The sequence below is a fragment of the Ruegeria arenilitoris genome, from assembly GCF_013030265.1.
In the GTDB taxonomy this organism is placed as follows: Bacteria; Pseudomonadota; Alphaproteobacteria; order Rhodobacterales; family Rhodobacteraceae; genus Ruegeria; species Ruegeria arenilitoris_E.
In genome coordinates this window covers 175,517-192,376 of the sequence record NZ_WPZQ01000001.1, presented here as the reverse complement: position 1 = coordinate 192,376, position 16,860 = coordinate 175,517, and the positions used below count along the sequence as shown (strand labels likewise).

The window sequence follows — 16,860 nt, the reverse complement described above, 5'->3', positions numbered from 1 at the left end:
AGGCGAGAGGCGAAATAAGATGGGCGGATTTATCGGTGGAATGATCGCCGGGGCGGTCGTTGTTTTGATCTTGGGTGCGGTGCTGTCGTTGAATACACCGCTGACAAGCAAGCCTGTTTTGGTGACCTCGGCCCCATCGGTCGATGCGATCGATGCGCCTGAGGTCGAAGCCGAGGTTGATGGTTCGGGCCCTGATTCTGATCTTGTTGAAGTCGCGCCCAGTGCGCTTGCGGCCATTGATACCCAGTCTGATGATCTGGTCGATCTGGGCGGCATTGAACCCGAAGCTGATTCCCGACCCGAAATAGGCGGAGCAACACAGGGATTGGAAAATCCTGGTGCCAACGAGGCGACTGAGGTGACCGTGAGCACGGAAGCGCCAACCGCGCCCCCAGCGCCAGCACCAGTTCCTGCTTCGCCTCAGGAAGATGTGGAGCCTGTCGTTGTGGATGCAACGCCGCCTCAGCCTTCGCAGCCGAAAGAAGAAGAAATCGCTTTGCTGGTACCCGAGGACAGCGAAGCGCCTGAGCAAGAAACACCCGAGCAAACCGAGTTGCCTAGGGAAGAGGTCGAACCTGAACCTGAAACCACTTCGCTGCCGTCCGAAGAGGGTGCTGATGAGGAAATTTCGCTCGAGGACAATCCAATTGCGGTAGAAGGTGACGAAGACACTCTGCCGCGTAAGCGTGCGCGGATTGCATCGTTGCCACAGATCGGCGGTGAAGAACCCGCAACTGCAGCGACATTGGTGGGCAAGCGGGTCCTACCGTTGACAGAGCGGGATGCTGAGCCGACAGAGACGGACGAAAATTCTGACGACCCTGCAGCGATGACCGGAAAGCCGATCGAGGACTACGCCGCAGATTTCGAAAACCCTGAATCCAAGCCGTTGATGTCGATTATTCTGATCGATGACGAAGGCGCGTTCGGGGCTGAAGCCCTTAAGGATTTCCCATATCCGCTTAGCTTCGCCGTAAGCCCGTCTGACCCTGATGCCGCTGGCAAGATGGCACGCCACCGCGAAGCGGGTTTCGAAGTGCTTGCGCTGGCGGATTTGCCAGAGGCGGCCAGTGCTCAGGATGCTGAGGTCTCGTTGTCAGTATGGCTGGAAACGCTTCCAGAGACCGTTGGAATTTTGGAAGGCGTTGAATCAGGTATTCAGGGCAACCGCAAATTGGCCGACCAGGTCGCCGAGATTGCCGGGGGAACCGGGCGCGGGATCATCACTCAGGACAATGGATTGAATACCGTGCAAAAGCTGGCAGCTCGGAACGGTGTCCCGTCGAGTGTTGTTTTCCGTGACTTTGACGGTGCGCGCCAAGATCCGAAAGTGATGCGGCGTTTCCTGGATCAGGCGGCTTTCCGTGCAGGTCAGGACGGTGCGGTTGTGATGCTGGGTCGGCTGCGGCCTGAAACGATTTCAGCCCTTCTGCTATGGGGCCTCGAGGATCGGGGCAACCGCGTCGCGATGGCCCCGATTTCTGCTGTAATGAAGTATGAAGTTCAATAGGGGTCAAGCAAACTAATCGAACAAAGGGCGGCGGTCTTTCGACTTGCCGCCCTATTTCTTAGGAGTTTCCTGAGCCGGTAAACCTTGCCGCATCCGCAGCTGCGCGTCGGATGGCATTCGATTTATGGACAGTCTCCATATACTCGGCCTCCGGGTCGCTGTCGTAGACAACACCACCGCCCGCTTGAATGTAAAGCTTACGATCTTTCACGATGGCAGTGCGTAGCGCGATACACATATCCATGTCGCCACCCGCGCTGAAGTACCCGACACCACCGCCATAGATGCCGCGCTTTTCAGGCTCAAGTTCGTCGATGATCTCCATCGCACGGACCTTGGGCGCGCCCGAGACCGTACCGGCAGGCATACCAGCAAAGAACGCATCCAGCGCGTCTTTGTCTTCGGCAAGTTCACCGACGACGTTCGAAACGATATGCATCACGTGGCTGTAGCGCTCGATGATGAACTCTTCGGTCGGGCGCACGGTGCCGATTTTGGAGACCCGCCCGGTATCGTTGCGGCCAAGATCAAGTAGCATCAGATGCTCGGCGAGTTCTTTCTTGTCGGCCAGAAGATCGACTTCATTTGCCTTGTCTTCTTCCGGGGTCGCACCGCGTGGCCGGGTCCCCGCGATGGGTCGGATTGTGACCTCGCTGCCAAAGACGCGCACCAGGATCTCGGGGCTTGCGCCTACGACCTGAAATCCGCCGAAGTTGAAATAGAACATGAACGGCGACGGGTTCGTGCGTCGAAGCGAGCGATAGAGCGTAAAGGGGGGCAGGGGAAACTCCTGCGTCCAGCGCTGCGCCGGGACGACCTGAAAGATATCGCCAGCCCGGATGTACTCCTTGGCCTTTTCGACAGCTTCCATGTATCCGGATTTGGTGAAGTTCGACACCGGCGGTGCAACTTCATGGGCTTCACCCAGATCACGGGTCTCGGCTGGCATGGCGCGTTCAAGATCGCGCACGGCGTCCATTACGCGTTCTGCGGCCTGTGCATAAGCCGCCTTGGCAGTCTGTCCGTCGCTGACCCATGCAGGGGATACAACAGTGACTTCGCCCTTAACGCCATCCAGGACTGCGATGACCGAAGGGCGCAGCATGATTGCATCGGGCAGGCCCATGGGATCCGGGTTCACATCCGGCAGATACTCGACCAGCCGAACCATGTCGTAACCCAAATAGCCAAACAAACCCGCCGCCGCTTGCGGCAGATCGTCGGGCAGGGCGATCCGGCTTTCGGCTAACAGGGCGCGCAGGTTGTCCATCGGGTTGCCGTCTTGCGGCTCGAATGCTTCGCCGTCAAATCGGGCAGACCGGTTCAGCGAAGACGATTCCCCGTCGCACCGCCAGATCAGGTCCGGTTTCATACCGATGATCGAGTACCGGCCGCGTACCTCACCACCAGTCACCGATTCCAGCATGAACGCGTCTTTCTGCGCGCCCGTCAGCTTGAGCATCAATGAGACCGGTGTATCGAGGTCCGCCGCCAGCCGGGTGTAAACAACCTGATTTTCGCCCGCTTCATAGGCGCGTGCGAAAGTGTCGAACTCAGGGGTCAGGGCCATTCCGCTCTCTCTTAGAAGTTGGCCTGAACGGCATTCAGGGCAGGCTGATCCACGACAGGACGTGCGCGGGTCTGAGCGTCGCGCACATAGATGTCAAAGATGTTCTGGGCCAAGGCTTGGTTCAGCTGCGCAGCAAGCGCTTGCTGCATCTGACGTTGTTCATCCGTTTCCGCAGGAGGCAACTCTTCATCAAGACGAACGATCAGAGCCGAACCGATGCCCGGAATGACGCGCAGCTCTCCGAGTTCCATCTCGAAAACCTCTGTCATGAAATCCGCAGGCACATCTTCAAGGAAGGCGGTGCGGGTAAGAGCGTTTTCGACGCGGAATTGCAAACCAGTCGTGGTGAAATCACCATCTGTCGCCAGTTGGGTCAATACATTGTTCGCCTGTTCTTGTAGGGCTTTAGCGGTCTCTTCCTGTACCCAGGCTGCAATCACCTGATCACGCGCACTGTCCAACGGCTCCGGGCGCGGTGGCAAAACTTCATTCAGGCGCAAGGCAAAGATTGAACCATCGTCAAGGAACGCAACCTCTGGAAAATCGCCTTCCTGCACGGCCTGAGCAACACTACGGAAGCCTTCATAGGCTGCAACGCTGTCTTCGCTCTGGGCTGTCCAGTCGATTTCACCCAGTTCCATCTCGGTTTCACCGACCAGCTCTTCGAGCGTCGCGCCACCGGCCAACATGTCATTGATGTCTTCGGCCTGTGCTTCAATCAGACGTCGCGCGCGATCTGCAGCAAGCTCTTCGCGCAGCTCAGGTGCAGCCTCCTCGAACGGTACATTGTTTTCTGCCAGCGAGCCATTGATACGGAACAGGGCCGGACCAAACTGTGATGGCAACGGACCAACAACATCGTCGAGTTCAGCCGCAAATACGGCATCTGCTGCTTCGCCAAGATCTTCGCGTGTTACATCGCCAAGATCCACATCGCTCAGCTCAAGCTCGCGCGCACGAACCAGTTGTTCGAAGCTGCTGCCACCAACTTCCAATTGCGCCAGGGCTTCGGTCGCCGCTTCTTCGCTGGGAAACACAAGTTGTTCTACCAAGCGGCGTTCTGGTTGTTGATATTGCTCGGCGCGTTGGTCGTACAGACGACGCAGCGAGTCTTCATCGATCTCAACCGTGTCCAACAGCATTTCCGGCGACAGGATCGCATAAGTCAGGCGCTTGGTGCGGGGTAGGGTGAAGAAATCGGTGTTTTCGTCGTAGTAAGTTTGGATCTGTTCGTCAGTCGGCGCTGCGACAGGTGTTTCAAGCGCATCACTTGCGAGCGTGGCAACCGTGAAGCTGCGGCGGGCCAGAACATAGTTCGCCAGAGTTTCGGTCAGTGTTGCGGGCATTTCGACGCCGCTCATTACCGCGCCCTGCACGATGGTGCGCGCAGATTCCTTACGCAGATCCGCCTCGAACTGGGAATCCGTGATCCCGGCCTGTTCCAGCTGGAACCGATAGGCTTCGCGATCAAATGTGCCGTTCACGCCCTGGAATGCAGGAATCTGTACGATTTCATTTTGAAGATTTTCATCACCGATTGAGATGCCGAGCTCTTGGGTTTCATTGTCCAGCGCGGCCAGCGCAATCAGGCGTGACAGAGCCCTCTGATCAAGCCCCAATTGCTGCGCTTGAGACATCTGCAGCGGTTGGCCGGTCTGGGCCTCGACCGCTCGGATCTCACGCTGCAACTCAAGTACATATTCCTGAACTGAAACGTCCTCGTTGCCTACCTGTGCAACCGAACGTGCGGTTCCGCTGAGATTGACGGCACCAAATCCGGCGAGTCCCACCATCAAAAGACCCATGAGAATCCAGACAAAGGTTTTGGATAGGTTTTTCATGCCTGCGGCCATGGTGCCCTCTTGCTTCTTGCGGCAGGTATCTGCCCTGTCGGTTGCGGCCCTGAATACGATGCGCGTGCGCGAGGGGCAAGCTCAGAAGGTCAATGCCTGCAAGCGGTCGAACAATTGTTCGATGCCTCGACGATCGAGATTGGCAAACGCGATGCGAACTTGTCGCTTTCCGGCAGGATCATGGTCCGGCATGAACATCGTTCCGGGAAGGAGCAAAATGCCTGCCTCTGACACCAAACGACGAGCGACTTCATCTGACGGCATGTCAAACGGGTGTTCTAGATAGGCAAAGTATGCGCCTAACCCCAACAAGCGCCAGCCCTTGGATTTGAGACGCGGCATGCCCTCAGAAATTGCTGCGCGACGATCAAGGATCTCTGCCCGTTCGCCTGCCAGCCATTGGGTAAGGTTCTGCATCCCCCAGCGTGCTGCAAACTGTCCGATTTGCCCGGGACAAATTGCGACGGTATCCAGAAACTTCTCCATTTCAGCCAACAACGAAACGCTGCTGGCCACTGCGCCAACACGGTGGCCTGTCAGTCGATATGCTTTGGAGAAAGAATACAGATGAACCAGAGTATCTTCCCAACCGGGCTGCTGGAACAGTGCGTGCGGAGGACCATTGCGACTGTCGAAGTCGCGATATGTCTCATCGACCAGTAAACGAATGCCTGCCTCGCGTGCCAGGTCATAGAAAGCCAACACAAGCTCAGCAGGATACTCGACGCCACCGGGATTGTTTGGAGTAACCAGCGCTATTGCGCGCGTTTTGTCTGTTATCAGCGAGCGGGCTTTGTCGGGGTTTGGTAACAGATCGTCACCCGTTGGAAGATCAACGGCACGCACACCCGCCATATCCAGCCACATTTTATGGTTAAAATACCATGGGGTTGGCAGGATAACCTCATCTTCCTGATCCGTTATCGCCGAGATTACGGCCGAGAAGGCCTGATTGCAGCCTGAAGTGATCGCGACCTGATCAGCTGCAATTGCAGCAGCATAATGCCCGCTAATTTCATGTGCCAATTCTGAGCGAAGGTCATCGTTGCCAAGAACAGGCCCATAAAGGTGAGCGCTGTCTTCAGTAATCGCAAATTCTGCCATGGCTTGACGCAATGCCAATGGTGGCGGGTCAACAGGTGCCGCCTGACTGACATTGATCAATGGCCGATCAGCAGTGAACTCAACCCCTTCCAGCCACCGGCGCGCCTCCATCACTGGAGGAGCGAAAGTGGAGGCGGTGCGTGTCAGTGTCATCGGCTATCCGATTCTGATTGCGAGGAACTCCCCGCGGTCTGATTGAGGCAAAGGATGGTCTTTAGTCGCGATTCAGTCTGTACCGCGATAGGGCTCGACATATTGCAGCGCCATATCCCACGGGAAGAAAATCCAGGTATCCTGGCTCACTTCGGTGATGAAGGTATCTACCATCGGGCGACCCTTGGGCTTGGCATAGACCGTAGCGAAGTGAGCGTTGGGATACATATCCCGCACCAGTTCCAGGGTTTTCCCGCTGTCGACCAGATCATCGATGATCAGAACGCCTGTGCCATCGCCCATCAGATCAGCATCGGGGGCTTTGAGAACTTCGGCCTCGCCCTGTTCCTGATGATGATAAGAGCGAACGCTGATGGTATCGACGGTTCGGATATCCAGTTCTCGGCTTACGATCATGGCGGGAGCCATCCCGCCACGCGTGATTGCCACGACGGCTCGCCATGCGCCGTCATCCGGACCCTGTCCATCCAGACGCCAGGCCAAAGCGCGGGAATCACGATGAATCTGATCCCAGCTGATGTGAAAGCCTTTTTCGTGGGGCAGGCGGTCCTTGGCGCTCATGATCTGTTATCCTTTTTCAACGTCCGGCGCATCGACGGCCTTCATACCGACGATATGATAACCCGAATCCACGTGCAGGTTTTCACCGGTCACGCCGCTGCTCAGGTCAGACAACAGGTAGAGTGCTGAATTACCGACATCATCGATGGTTACATTGCGGCGCAGCGGCGAGTTGTATTCGTTCCACTTCATGATGTAGCGGAAATCACCAATACCGCTGGCAGCCAGCGTTTTGATCGGGCCAGCCGAGATAGCGTTGACGCGGATGCCATCTTTGCCGAGGTCTTCGGCCAGATACTTTACTGATGCCTCAAGTGCGGCCTTGGCAACACCCATAACGTTGTAGTGTGGCATGACCTGCTCGGCGCCGTAGTAGGTGAGGGTGATCGCGCTGCCACCTTCGGTCATCAACTTCTCGGCGCGTTGCATGACAGCTGTGAAAGAATAAACCGACACATCCATCGTCAAGTTGAAGTTCGCGCGCGACGTGTCCACGTAACGGCCACGAAGCTCATTTTTGTCGGAGAATCCGATGGCATGCACGACGAAGTCCAGCTTGCCCCACTTTTCAGACAAGGATGTAAACAGACCATCGATCGACGCTTCGTCGCTTACGTCGCAAGGGAGTACGATTTCGCTGCCCAATTGCGCCGCCAGAGGGTCAACACGCTTCTTCAGAGCATCCCCTTGGTAAGAGAAGGCCAGTTCGGCCCCGGCATCGGACAAGGCGCGGGCGATTCCCCATGCGATTGATTTGTCATTGGCCAGTCCCATGATGAGGCCGCGTTTGCCGGCCATCAACTGATTTGACATGTTCGGTTCTCCGCCTGTCTTCGCGATATGTTGAGTTGGTTTATGCCATTGATTGCGCTGCTTCAAGGCCGTGCACTCTTGCGCCGGAGCGGGTTCTCGCCGTAGGGTCGTTAACAATTCGTTCCAGGGGATGGAAATGAGTGAGCGTACTGGCATTTTCGCTGGCGCCGATCCGTTTGAAATAGCGGGGCGGTGGTTAGCCGAGGCCGAAGAGACAGAACCGAACGATCCGAATGCGATTGCGCTTGCAACCGTTGATTCTGATGGCTTGCCGAATGCCCGGATGGTCCTTTTGAAAGAGATCGAAAAGGACGCATTCGTATTCTATACGAATTACGAAAGTGCAAAGGCCCGAGAACTGGACAGCGCAGGAAAGGCTGCGTTTGTCATGCACTGGAAATCGTTACGGCGACAAATCCGTGTTCGTGGTATCATTACCAAAGAAGAAGGGCCGCAAGCCGATGAATATTATGCGTCCCGATCGCTGAAAAGCCGTCTGGGTGCATGGGCGTCGCAGCAGTCGCAGCCATTGTCGAGCAGGGCCGCTTTGATGGCTGAGGTTGCTAAGGTCACGGCAAAGCTGGGATCGAATCCTCCGCGTCCACCGTTCTGGGGCGGATACCGTTTGACCCCCGTGGAAATCGAGTTCTGGGCTGATGGTGCATTCCGGTTGCATGACCGGTTCCGTTGGTATCGTGAAATGCCCGGTCACGAATGGCGTGTGCAGAGGCTGAATCCATGACACTCACGTATCGTGAAATGCAACACCCGGAAATTTCAGGGCTTTTTCAGCTTGAATTTGCGGCTCAATATCATACACATCCGACCCTTAACGACTTGAGCTTTTTCGTGATGGGAAAACCGTGCCAGAAGATCTGAATAGCATGTACCGCGTCCGTGGACACGTTAAATGGTTCGATCCCGCAAAGGGATACGGATTTGTTGTGTCCGACGAAGGTGGGCCGGATATTCTGTTGCACGTGAATGTCTTGCGCAATTTCGGTCAGAGCTCCGTCGCTGACGGTGCGGGTATCGAAATCATGACACACCGCACCGATCGCGGCGTGCAGGCGGTCGAGGTTGTCAGCATTGATCCGCCGGAACGCACCGACTCGATGCTGTTGGCTGATTTTGCCGAGTTGGACCCGGCAGAGATATCCGACGCGCCGTTGGAGGCTGCTCGGGTAAAATGGTTCGACAAAGGCAAAGGCTTTGGTTTCGCGAACGTCTTTGGTCGTAGTGAAGACGTGTTTCTGCATATTGAGGTTCTACGCCGCTCGGGTCTGGCCGATCTGCAACCGGGCGAGGCATTGGCGATGCGCGTCATAAACGGCAAGCGAGGCCGGATGGCAGCTCAGGTACTTGCCTGGGAAGCAGCGTTGGACGACTGAGGTAGCCCATGAAGTTGTTTCCGGCACTTGCAGTTGTAACATTGCTCTGGTCCGGGAATGCACTTGCTGCCTGCCGCGCCGATAGTGTCGACCTCAAAAACGATCAGGCCCAGATTCGATTCGATGTGGAACTAGCCGTGACGCCTCAAGAGAGGTCGCGCGGCTTGATGTTTCGGGAATCGCTTCCGCGCCGCTCAGGTATGCTGTTCGTCTTTGATCCTCCTCAGCGTGTGGCGTTCTGGATGAAGAACACTCTGATTCCGTTGGACATGATTTTTCTCGACAAAACCGGGACGGTGACTCGTGTTCACGAAGGTGCGATTCCCGGAAATCTGACACCTGTCGAAGGCGGTGATTCCGTGTTTGCGGTGCTGGAAATCAATGCAGGCTTGGCCGCGCGCTATTCAATCAAACCCGGAACTATCATGCGGCATGAAATTTTTTCACAAGGACCCGCAAAATGGCCTTGTTAGGGGTTTTCAAATCAGATCGGCATCGTTAGGAAGGCGCACGGTCCGGGGCGTGGCGCAGTCTGGTAGCGCACCTGTTTTGGGTACAGGGGGTCGTAGGTTCGAATCCTGCCGCCCCGACCACTTCTTTCAAAAAAGTTGAAAGCGCAATTGGGTCTGACAATAGTCAGACCCTGCGTTTTTTCGGCCAGACCAAAAGACGTGTGTGCGCCTGGTGTGGCATCTTCCATCTTTGAATTATTGATGCTTTTGATGACGGGCTTAGGTTCAAGACTACAATCATAGAACCAGATGTTTTGCGCCGAGGAGAACCCTGCACACCCGAATCTCAGGAAGGGGCGCAGCTATATCTTCGAACTCACAAACAAATTTTCGGGTTAATTGAAAAAACTTGAAAACGCCGCTTGACGATGTCGGGGCGTAGCCATAATACACCCCAACGTTCAGCAACGAACGGGCAGCGGGCGGTTGTAGCTCAGTTGGTTAGAGTACCGGCCTGTCACGCCGGGGGTCGCGGGTTCGAGCCCCGTCAACCGCGCCATCGCTGCCAGCCTTTGATCCGGGTTAATGGATCAGACATAGACCCTAAATGCGCGGTTGTAGCTCAGTTGGTTAGAGTACCGGCCTGTCACGCCGGGGGTCGCGGGTTCGAGCCCCGTCAACCGCGCCATTTTCCGTTCAATACCGATGATAAGTAAACCCCTACCCGGGGGCACTGATTGGATTGTGGTCTCAGTGTCAGGAGATGTCGGCAATAAACCGGTAGTTCACACTTTGTTCTAACTTTTTTGTTGGAGACTCGGCGCCGCTCGCCTATTTCTAGGACACTTGTTTGTTGGGGGCCTGAATGGCTGAGCTGAAAAATATCGAGGTGCGCGGTGCGCGCGAGCATAACCTCAAGGGAATCGATGTCGACATTCCGCGCGACCAGCTGGTTGTGATTACCGGTTTGTCGGGCTCTGGTAAGTCATCGCTGGCGTTTGACACCATCTATGCCGAAGGCCAGCGCCGCTATGTTGAGAGCCTGTCAGCCTACGCCCGTCAGTTCCTTGACATGATGGAAAAGCCGGACGTGGACCACATTAGTGGTCTTTCCCCGGCGATTTCGATCGAGCAGAAAACAACATCCAAGAACCCTCGTTCTACGGTCGGTACTGTCACCGAAATATACGACTATATGCGGCTGCTGTTTGCGCGCGCGGGAACGCCCTATAGCCCCGCCACCGGTCTGCCCATTGAGGCGCAGCAGGTGCAGGACATGGTCGATCGCATCATGACGATGGAGGAGGGGACGCGTGGCTATCTTCTGGCTCCGATCGTGCGGGACCGGAAGGGGGAATACAAAAAAGAGTTCCTTGAGCTTCGGAAGCAGGGTTTTCAGCGAGTCAAAGTGGATGGCGAGTTCTACGAACTGGATGAGCCGCCTGTGCTGGACAAAAAGTTCCGGCACGACATCGATGTTGTCGTCGACCGCCTTGTTGTCCGTGAAGGCATGGAGACCCGTCTGGCCGACAGCCTGAGAACAGCGCTGGATCTGGCAGATGGGATCGCGATTCTCGAGACTGCTCCGCGTGAAGGTGATCCCGAGCGTATCACGTTCAGCGAGAACTTTGCCTGCCCGGTCAGTGGCTTCACCATTCCGGAAATCGAACCGCGGTTGTTTTCGTTTAACGCACCTTTCGGGGCGTGTCCGGATTGCGATGGGCTTGGTGTCGAGTTGTTCTTTGACGAACGCCTTGTAGTGCCCGACCAAACGCTCAAACTGTATGACGGGGCACTCGCGCCTTGGCGTAAGGGCAAATCTCCGTACTTCTTGCAGACAATCGAAGCGATTGCCCGCCATTACGACTTTGACAAGAACACCCCCTGGAAGGATCTGCCTTCTAAGGTTCAGCAGGTGTTTCTTCGCGGCTCCGGGGATGAGGAAATTCAGTTCCGGTATGACGAAGGGGGACGCGTTTATCAGGTCACGCGCAGCTTTGAGGGCGTGATTCCCAATATGGAGCGCCGCTATCGCGAAACAGACAGCGCATGGATTCGAGAAGAATTCGAACGGTACCAGAACAACCGACCCTGCGGGACGTGTGAGGGTTATCGCCTGCGTCCCGAAGCGCTTGCGGTCAAGATTGCAGGGCAGCACGTGGGTCAGGTCGTCGAGATGTCGATCCGTGAGGCGCTCGCGTGGATTGAGGATGCCCCAAACCATCTGAGCGCGCAAAAGAATGAAATTGCGCGGGCTATTCTGAAGGAAATCCGTGAGCGTCTCGGGTTCTTAAATAACGTTGGATTGGAATACCTTACACTCTCACGTTCAAGTGGAACCTTGTCTGGTGGAGAGAGCCAGAGGATTCGTTTGGCAAGCCAGATCGGGTCGGGCCTTACCGGTGTCCTGTATGTTTTGGACGAACCTTCGATTGGTTTGCACCAGCGGGACAATGACCGTCTCCTTGGCACACTCAAGAACCTGCGCGATCAGGGAAACACTGTCATCGTCGTCGAGCATGACGAAGAGGCGATCCGCGAAGCTGATTACGTGTTTGATATTGGACCCGGTGCGGGTGTTCACGGCGGTCAGGTCGTCAGTCATGGTACGCCGGATCAAATTGCCGGTGATGCGGCTTCGATCACGGGCCAGTACCTCTCTGGTGTTCGCGAGATTGCTGTCCCGTCCGAAAGACGCAAAGGCAACAAGAAAAAAGTTACCGTTGTCAAAGCAACGGGTAACAATCTGAAGAATGTGACCGCAGAATTCCCGCTCGGTAAGTTTGTCTGTGTCACCGGCGTGTCCGGTGGGGGTAAATCCACGCTGACCATTGAAACGCTGTTCAAGACTGCTTCGATGCGGCTGAACGGCGCGCGGCAGACGCCTGCGCCCTGTGAAACTATAAAAGGGCTGGAGCATCTGGATAAAGTCATCGATATTGATCAGCGGCCCATCGGGCGGACTCCGCGTTCAAATCCAGCGACTTACACGGGTGCCTTCACCCCGATTCGCGACTGGTTCGCTGGCTTGCCCGAGGCGAAAGCGCGTGGTTACAAACCCGGACGGTTCAGCTTTAACGTCAAAGGTGGACGCTGTGAGGCCTGTCAGGGCGATGGGGTCATCAAAATCGAGATGCACTTCCTCCCCGATGTCTACGTGACCTGCGAAACCTGTAAGGGCGCGCGCTATAACCGCGAGACTCTTGAAATCAAGTTCAAGGGTAAGTCCATCGCTGACGTCCTTGATATGACAGTCGAGGATGCGCAGGAGTTCTTCAAAGCGGTGCCTTCGATCCGCGACAAGATGGATGCGCTGGCGCGTGTAGGCCTCGGCTATATCAAGGTTGGTCAGCAGGCCACCACATTGTCAGGGGGCGAGGCACAGCGTGTTAAGCTGTCAAAGGAACTGAGCAAACGATCGACCGGTCGCACGCTCTATATCCTTGATGAGCCAACAACTGGTCTTCATTTCGAGGATGTACGCAAGTTGTTGGAAGTGCTGCATGAACTGGTCGATCAGGGCAACACGGTAGTCGTGATTGAGCACAATCTGGACGTGGTCAAAACCGCTGACTGGATTATCGATATCGGTCCGGAAGGGGGCGATGGAGGTGGCGAGATCGTTGCAGCCGGAACACCTGAAGATGTAGCCGGAAATGAACGCAGCCACACTGGGCAGTATCTGCTTCCTATGCTGAACCCTGAGCGCGTGGCAGCCGAGTAACGCGCTAATTCAGGATGTCTGCGACGGCCCCGATCAGGTTTAAAACCTTATGCGTGTCGGGGTCGATGCCGTAGACATAATCACCGGCGCGTACGTAGTAACCGTTTCTCTTAAGCCCATAGCGGTATGGATCATTAATCCAGATGTAGTCGCGATCGATCCTGTCACCGATCTGGTAACGATTCTTAACCTGACCAGGAGGTACGCAGGGAACGGCTTTTTTTGCTAGTCCTGGAGGGCAGTGACCTGCATTCCCCTGAACGACAATTCCTTGCTGTGGCGAAACCCTTTGAACTTGAATAGAATTCTTGCCCTTACCATTACCGTTTCCGGCGCTCACGACGGCGGGAGAGAGGGCAATGGCAGCGACTATGGCAAGACAGGGCAATTTGTTCATCGAAGCACTCCAATGACCATCAACAGTGGCGTCTGTCAGAGCATACCCGGAAAAATAAGTGCGCGCAGTCACGTCTACGATGACTGCGCGATTTGCTGCCGGTGACTAATCAGCTGCGGCCACGCTTTTCAAATCGCGGTAGCATAGCACTGAAGTCGCGACCAAGCCCGTCTTCGTTTTCGACAAATTGTTCATATAGAGCGGTGGCAATCTGTCCCATCGGCGTGTCTGCATCGGCACTGTCTGCGGCCTGCTGGCTGAGACGCAGATCTTTCAGCATCAGCTCGGCAGCGAATCCGGGCTGGTATTCGTTGTCCGCAGGGCTTTGGGGACCAACACCTGGTGCAGGGCAGTAAGCGTTCATGGTCCAGCTGTAGCCCGAGGAAGTGCTGACAACATCGAACATCTTTTGCCGGTCCAGTCCCAACTTGTCGGCCAATGCAAAGGCCTCGCAGGTGGCGATCATTGTGACGCCCAGGATCATGTTGTTGCAGATTTTCGCTGCCTGACCTGCACCAGCTTCACCACAATGCACCGCCTTTTGACCCATGATATCGAACAATGGGTCGGCTTTAGCAAAGGCTTCGTCAGAACCACCTGCCATGAATGTCAGGGTGCCGGCTGCAGCGCCGCCGATACCGCCTGATACCGGCGCATCCACCGACAACAGACCTGCCGCCTGGGCCTGTTCAGCAACGGCGCGGGCACTGTCGACGTCAACAGTTGAACAATCAATTAGCACAGCGCCCGGCTGCATCTGAGGAATGATCTGATCGGCGACTGCACGAAGAATCGTGCCATTTGGCAGCATCGTAATCACAGCATCTGCAGCTTCGGCAGCCGCGGCCGCTGTTTCGACCTGCTTGACGCCCTGAACAGAAACGCCTGCGGTGTCAAAGCCATGAACCTGATGGCCTGCTTTGGCCAGGTTCGAGGCCATAGGTGCACCCATGTTGCCCAGTCCAATGAAACCGATCTTCATCTCTTATTCCTCCTCGAAACTCAGTGTATCCGCGCCCAACGGTTGCAACATTTTTGATACGGAAACGGCAGGAACATTCATGTCAGTGAACTGCCATTTCGGATTGCGATCCTTGTCGATGATCTGGGCGCGAATGCCTTCCAGAAAATCACCGTGTTCCATCGCGCGATGGGTAAAACGATACTCTAACTCCAACGCCTTTCGCATAGTCAGGGCAGGGCCTCGCAGTCTGTGCAGCATCTCGATCGCACATGCCATCGAAAGCGGCGAAGTCCGTGACAGCGTCTTTAGCGTTTTCTCGGCAAATTCTGTCTTTCCGTTGCGCAGGTTTGTCAGAATATCGCCCAGAGTTTCACCGTCGAAGAATTGATCAATTTCCTTCTGTGCCTGTTCCAACTTGCTGTTGGTCGGATTCTCGGCGTGATCAGACAAGAGTTCGGCATTTCCCGACGCCTCGAGCATCTCGATCAAGTCAGACCATTGTGATTGTGGAATGTAGAGATCAGCAAACCCAGCGTAGATCGCATCGGCTGGCCCCATGCGTGCACCGGTTGTACCCAGATACTCTCCCAAACGCCCTGGCGCCAATGCCAGCATGAGTGAGCCACCGACATCCGGAACCAGGCCGATCGAGCATTCCGGCATGGCGATTTTCGAGGATTCTCCGACAACTCGGTGGCTGCCGTGGCAACCGATGCCAACACCGCCACCCATTGTGAAGCCCTGCAGGAAGCTGACGACCGGTTTAGGGTATTCAAAGATCATTGCATTCAGGCGGTATTCGTCCTGCCAGAAGGTCTGACCGTAGGCAAAATCGCCTTTTGTACCCGTTTCATAGAGTTCTGCGATGTCCCCCCCGGCGCAGAAGGCCTTTTCACCCTCAGCATCAAGAATGACCAGATCAACGGCGTCATCTTCGCGCCAGTTGCGCAGCGCAACGTCGATTGCCATGCACATATCATAGCTAAGCGCGTTCAGGGCCTGTGGCCGTGTCAGGGTAATCCGTCCTGCACGGCCAGTAATACGAATGTCGATGTCGGACATGAATTCCTCAGCGATTGGCAAGCATTTGGCGGGCGACGATCACACGCATGATCTCGTTGGTGCCTTCCAATATCTGATGCACCCGAAGGTCGCGCACAAGCTTCTCAATGCCATAGTCTGCAAGATATCCGTAACCACCATGCAGTTGCAGGCATTGATCGACCACTTTCGATCCCGTTTCAGTTACGAATTTCTTGGCCATGGCGCAGAACTTGGTGGCATCCGGTGCACCCTGATCAAGCTTCCATGCTGCCTGACGCAGGAAGGTTCTGGCAGCCTGCAGTTCGATTTCCATATCAGCCAGTCGGAATTGAAGCGCCTGGAACTGATCGATGGATTTCCCAAACGCCTTGCGTTCGGACATGTATTGTAGGGTCATGTCCAAACCGGCTTGGGCTGCACCTAACGAACAGGAGGCGATGTTAAGACGGCCGCCATCCAGTCCCATCATTGCGTATTTGAAACCATCACCTTCGGTTCCCACAAGATTGCCTGATGGAATCTTGCAATCGTCAAACTGAACCTGTGCCGTCGGCTGGCTTTTCCATCCCATCTTTTGCTCAAGCGCCCCAAAGCTGAGGCCTGCTGTTCCGTCCTCGACATAGACCGTCGAAATGCCTTTCGGTCCGTCTTCGCCGGTGCGGACCATGCAGACATAAGCATCGGAGTACCCGCCACCTGAGATGAAGGCTTTGGTGCCATTCAGAGTGTAACCCTCATTAGTGCGTTCAGCCCGAGTTTTAAGTGCTGCGGCATCCGAACCTGAACCTGGTTCGGTGAGGCAGTAGCTGAGTACGGTATTCAGGCTCAGAACCTCTGGCATAATGCGAGATTTCAGTTCATCGCTGCCAAAGCTGTCGAGCATCTTGGCGCACATATTGTGGATCGAAAGAAATGCCGCGACCGAGGGGCAAGCCATTGAGAGCGCTTCAAATACAAGAGTAGCGTCCAACCGCGTCAGTCCCGATCCACCACTATCTTCGGAAACGTAGAGACCCCCAAAACCCAGTTCACCGATTTGCGGCCAAAGCTCCTTTGGGATTGTTCCATCCGTTTCCCATTGGCGCGCGTGCGGGGCGATATTCTCTTGTCCGAACGCGTAGGCCATGTCGAAGATGGCTGTTTGTTCCTCGGTCAGCGCGAAATCCATGGCCTGCCTCCCCTGCAGATTGGTGAATTGAACGAGTGTTTATTTCCCAATCCTTACAGAAATTTTTCACGGCCAGCAATCGTAGGACTACCTACAAAATATGCACTTATTCTTGCAGGTACCTGCTTTGAAATC

At 55.6% G+C, this 16,860-nt stretch carries 14 protein-coding genes and 3 tRNA genes; 8 read left to right on the top strand and 9 right to left on the bottom strand.

From position 1 onward, the window contains the following. Positions 1-19 precede the first annotated feature (19 nt). Entirely contained in the window at positions 20-1,510 is a 1,491-nt protein-coding gene (locus GOX61_RS01010) for a divergent polysaccharide deacetylase family protein (protein ID WP_217353725.1), read from the top strand. A 58-nt stretch (positions 1,511-1,568) separates the two neighbouring features. On the opposite strand, the gene trpE is transcribed toward GOX61_RS01010, so the two are convergent. The 5 genes from trpE to fabI form a co-directional block, all read right to left on the bottom strand. Beyond that, complete coding sequence (trpE, locus tag GOX61_RS01005; RefSeq protein ID WP_170330586.1) at positions 1,569-3,080, bottom strand: anthranilate synthase component I; 1,512 nt, start codon at positions 3,078-3,080, stop codon at positions 1,569-1,571. An 11-nt stretch (positions 3,081-3,091) separates the two neighbouring features. Beyond that, positions 3,092-4,933 (bottom strand): peptidyl-prolyl cis-trans isomerase, encoded by a 1,842-nt coding sequence (locus GOX61_RS01000; protein WP_170330584.1) that lies wholly within the window; start codon positions 4,931-4,933, stop codon positions 3,092-3,094. Between the two features lie 81 nt (positions 4,934-5,014). Then, positions 5,015-6,190: an aminotransferase gene (locus tag GOX61_RS00995; RefSeq protein WP_170330582.1), complete on the bottom strand. Its 1,176-nt coding sequence runs from the start codon at positions 6,188-6,190 to the stop codon at positions 5,015-5,017. A 72-nt stretch (positions 6,191-6,262) separates the two neighbouring features. Next, positions 6,263-6,772 (bottom strand): xanthine phosphoribosyltransferase, encoded by a 510-nt coding sequence (gene gpt / locus GOX61_RS00990; RefSeq protein WP_155147071.1) that lies wholly within the window; start codon positions 6,770-6,772, stop codon positions 6,263-6,265. A gap of 6 nt (positions 6,773-6,778) precedes the next feature. Beyond that, positions 6,779-7,585, bottom strand: a complete 807-nt coding sequence (fabI, locus tag GOX61_RS00985) for an enoyl-ACP reductase FabI (RefSeq protein WP_155147241.1) — start codon at positions 7,583-7,585, stop codon at positions 6,779-6,781. A 136-nt stretch (positions 7,586-7,721) separates the two neighbouring features. Here fabI and pdxH point away from each other — a divergent pair, with 136 nt between their 5' ends. The 7 genes from pdxH to uvrA all read left to right on the top strand — a co-directional run bounded on the left by pdxH (position 7,722) and on the right by uvrA (position 13,152). Continuing rightward, the gene (gene pdxH, locus GOX61_RS00980; protein ID WP_170330580.1) at positions 7,722-8,327 is read left to right on the top strand and encodes a pyridoxamine 5'-phosphate oxidase; all 606 of its coding nucleotides are present in this window, start codon (positions 7,722-7,724) and stop codon (positions 8,325-8,327) included. A gap of 121 nt (positions 8,328-8,448) precedes the next feature. Further along, the gene (locus GOX61_RS00975) at positions 8,449-8,976 is read left to right on the top strand and encodes a cold-shock protein (protein ID WP_170330578.1); all 528 of its coding nucleotides are present in this window, start codon (positions 8,449-8,451) and stop codon (positions 8,974-8,976) included. An 8-nt stretch (positions 8,977-8,984) separates the two neighbouring features. Then, a complete protein-coding gene (locus GOX61_RS00970) occupies positions 8,985-9,449 on the top strand; it encodes a DUF192 domain-containing protein (RefSeq protein ID WP_170330576.1) in 465 nt (154 codons plus the stop codon). Between the two features lie 43 nt (positions 9,450-9,492). Further along, positions 9,493-9,569 (top strand) — tRNA-Pro (locus GOX61_RS00965). A gap of 341 nt (positions 9,570-9,910) precedes the next feature. Continuing rightward, positions 9,911-9,987 (top strand) — tRNA-Asp (locus GOX61_RS00960). 52 nt (positions 9,988-10,039) lie between these two features. After that, positions 10,040-10,116, top strand: a tRNA-Asp gene (locus GOX61_RS00955). A gap of 177 nt (positions 10,117-10,293) precedes the next feature. Beyond that, positions 10,294-13,152, top strand: a complete 2,859-nt coding sequence (uvrA, locus tag GOX61_RS00950; protein ID WP_170330574.1) for an excinuclease ABC subunit UvrA — start codon at positions 10,294-10,296, stop codon at positions 13,150-13,152. Between the two features lie 4 nt (positions 13,153-13,156). Here uvrA and GOX61_RS00945 read toward each other — a convergent pair whose 3' ends face one another. From GOX61_RS00945 to GOX61_RS00930, 4 genes are all read right to left on the bottom strand, one after another. Beyond that, complete coding sequence (locus GOX61_RS00945) at positions 13,157-13,549, bottom strand: hypothetical protein (protein ID WP_170330572.1); 393 nt, start codon at positions 13,547-13,549, stop codon at positions 13,157-13,159. A gap of 109 nt (positions 13,550-13,658) precedes the next feature. Continuing rightward, positions 13,659-14,531: a 3-hydroxyisobutyrate dehydrogenase gene (mmsB, locus tag GOX61_RS00940; protein WP_170330570.1), complete on the bottom strand. Its 873-nt coding sequence runs from the start codon at positions 14,529-14,531 to the stop codon at positions 13,659-13,661. 3 nt (positions 14,532-14,534) lie between these two features. Continuing rightward, complete coding sequence (locus tag GOX61_RS00935) at positions 14,535-15,575, bottom strand: enoyl-CoA hydratase/isomerase family protein (protein WP_170330568.1); 1,041 nt, start codon at positions 15,573-15,575, stop codon at positions 14,535-14,537. Between the two features lie 7 nt (positions 15,576-15,582). Continuing rightward, positions 15,583-16,725, bottom strand: coding sequence for an acyl-CoA dehydrogenase family protein (locus GOX61_RS00930; protein WP_155147059.1), 1,143 nt, complete (start codon positions 16,723-16,725; stop codon positions 15,583-15,585). Positions 16,726-16,860: the final 135 nt, after the last annotated feature.

What these genes read in the sequence shown, in the direction of transcription:
- GOX61_RS01010 (WP_217353725.1), top strand. Translation starts at nt 20, where the DNA reads ATGGGCGGATTTATCGGTGGAATGATCGCCGGGGCGGTCGTTGTTTTG.
- trpE (WP_170330586.1), bottom strand. Translation starts at nt 3,080, where the DNA reads ATGGCCCTGACCCCTGAGTTCGACACTTTCGCACGCGCCTATGAAGCG.
- GOX61_RS01000 (WP_170330584.1), bottom strand. Translation starts at nt 4,933, where the DNA reads ATGGCCGCAGGCATGAAAAACCTATCCAAAACCTTTGTCTGGATTCTC.
- GOX61_RS00995 (WP_170330582.1), bottom strand. Translation starts at nt 6,190, where the DNA reads ATGACACTGACACGCACCGCCTCCACTTTCGCTCCTCCAGTGATGGAG.
- gpt (WP_155147071.1), bottom strand. Translation starts at nt 6,772, where the DNA reads ATGAGCGCCAAGGACCGCCTGCCCCACGAAAAAGGCTTTCACATCAGC.
- fabI (WP_155147241.1), bottom strand. Translation starts at nt 7,585, where the DNA reads ATGTCAAATCAGTTGATGGCCGGCAAACGCGGCCTCATCATGGGACTG.
- pdxH (WP_170330580.1), top strand. Translation starts at nt 7,722, where the DNA reads ATGAGTGAGCGTACTGGCATTTTCGCTGGCGCCGATCCGTTTGAAATA.
- GOX61_RS00970 (WP_170330576.1), top strand. Translation starts at nt 8,985, where the DNA reads ATGAAGTTGTTTCCGGCACTTGCAGTTGTAACATTGCTCTGGTCCGGG.
- uvrA (WP_170330574.1), top strand. Translation starts at nt 10,294, where the DNA reads ATGGCTGAGCTGAAAAATATCGAGGTGCGCGGTGCGCGCGAGCATAAC.
- GOX61_RS00945 (WP_170330572.1), bottom strand. Translation starts at nt 13,549, where the DNA reads ATGAACAAATTGCCCTGTCTTGCCATAGTCGCTGCCATTGCCCTCTCT.
- mmsB (WP_170330570.1), bottom strand. Translation starts at nt 14,531, where the DNA reads ATGAAGATCGGTTTCATTGGACTGGGCAACATGGGTGCACCTATGGCC.
- GOX61_RS00935 (WP_170330568.1), bottom strand. Translation starts at nt 15,575, where the DNA reads ATGTCCGACATCGACATTCGTATTACTGGCCGTGCAGGACGGATTACC.
- GOX61_RS00930 (WP_155147059.1), bottom strand. Translation starts at nt 16,725, where the DNA reads ATGGATTTCGCGCTGACCGAGGAACAAACAGCCATCTTCGACATGGCC.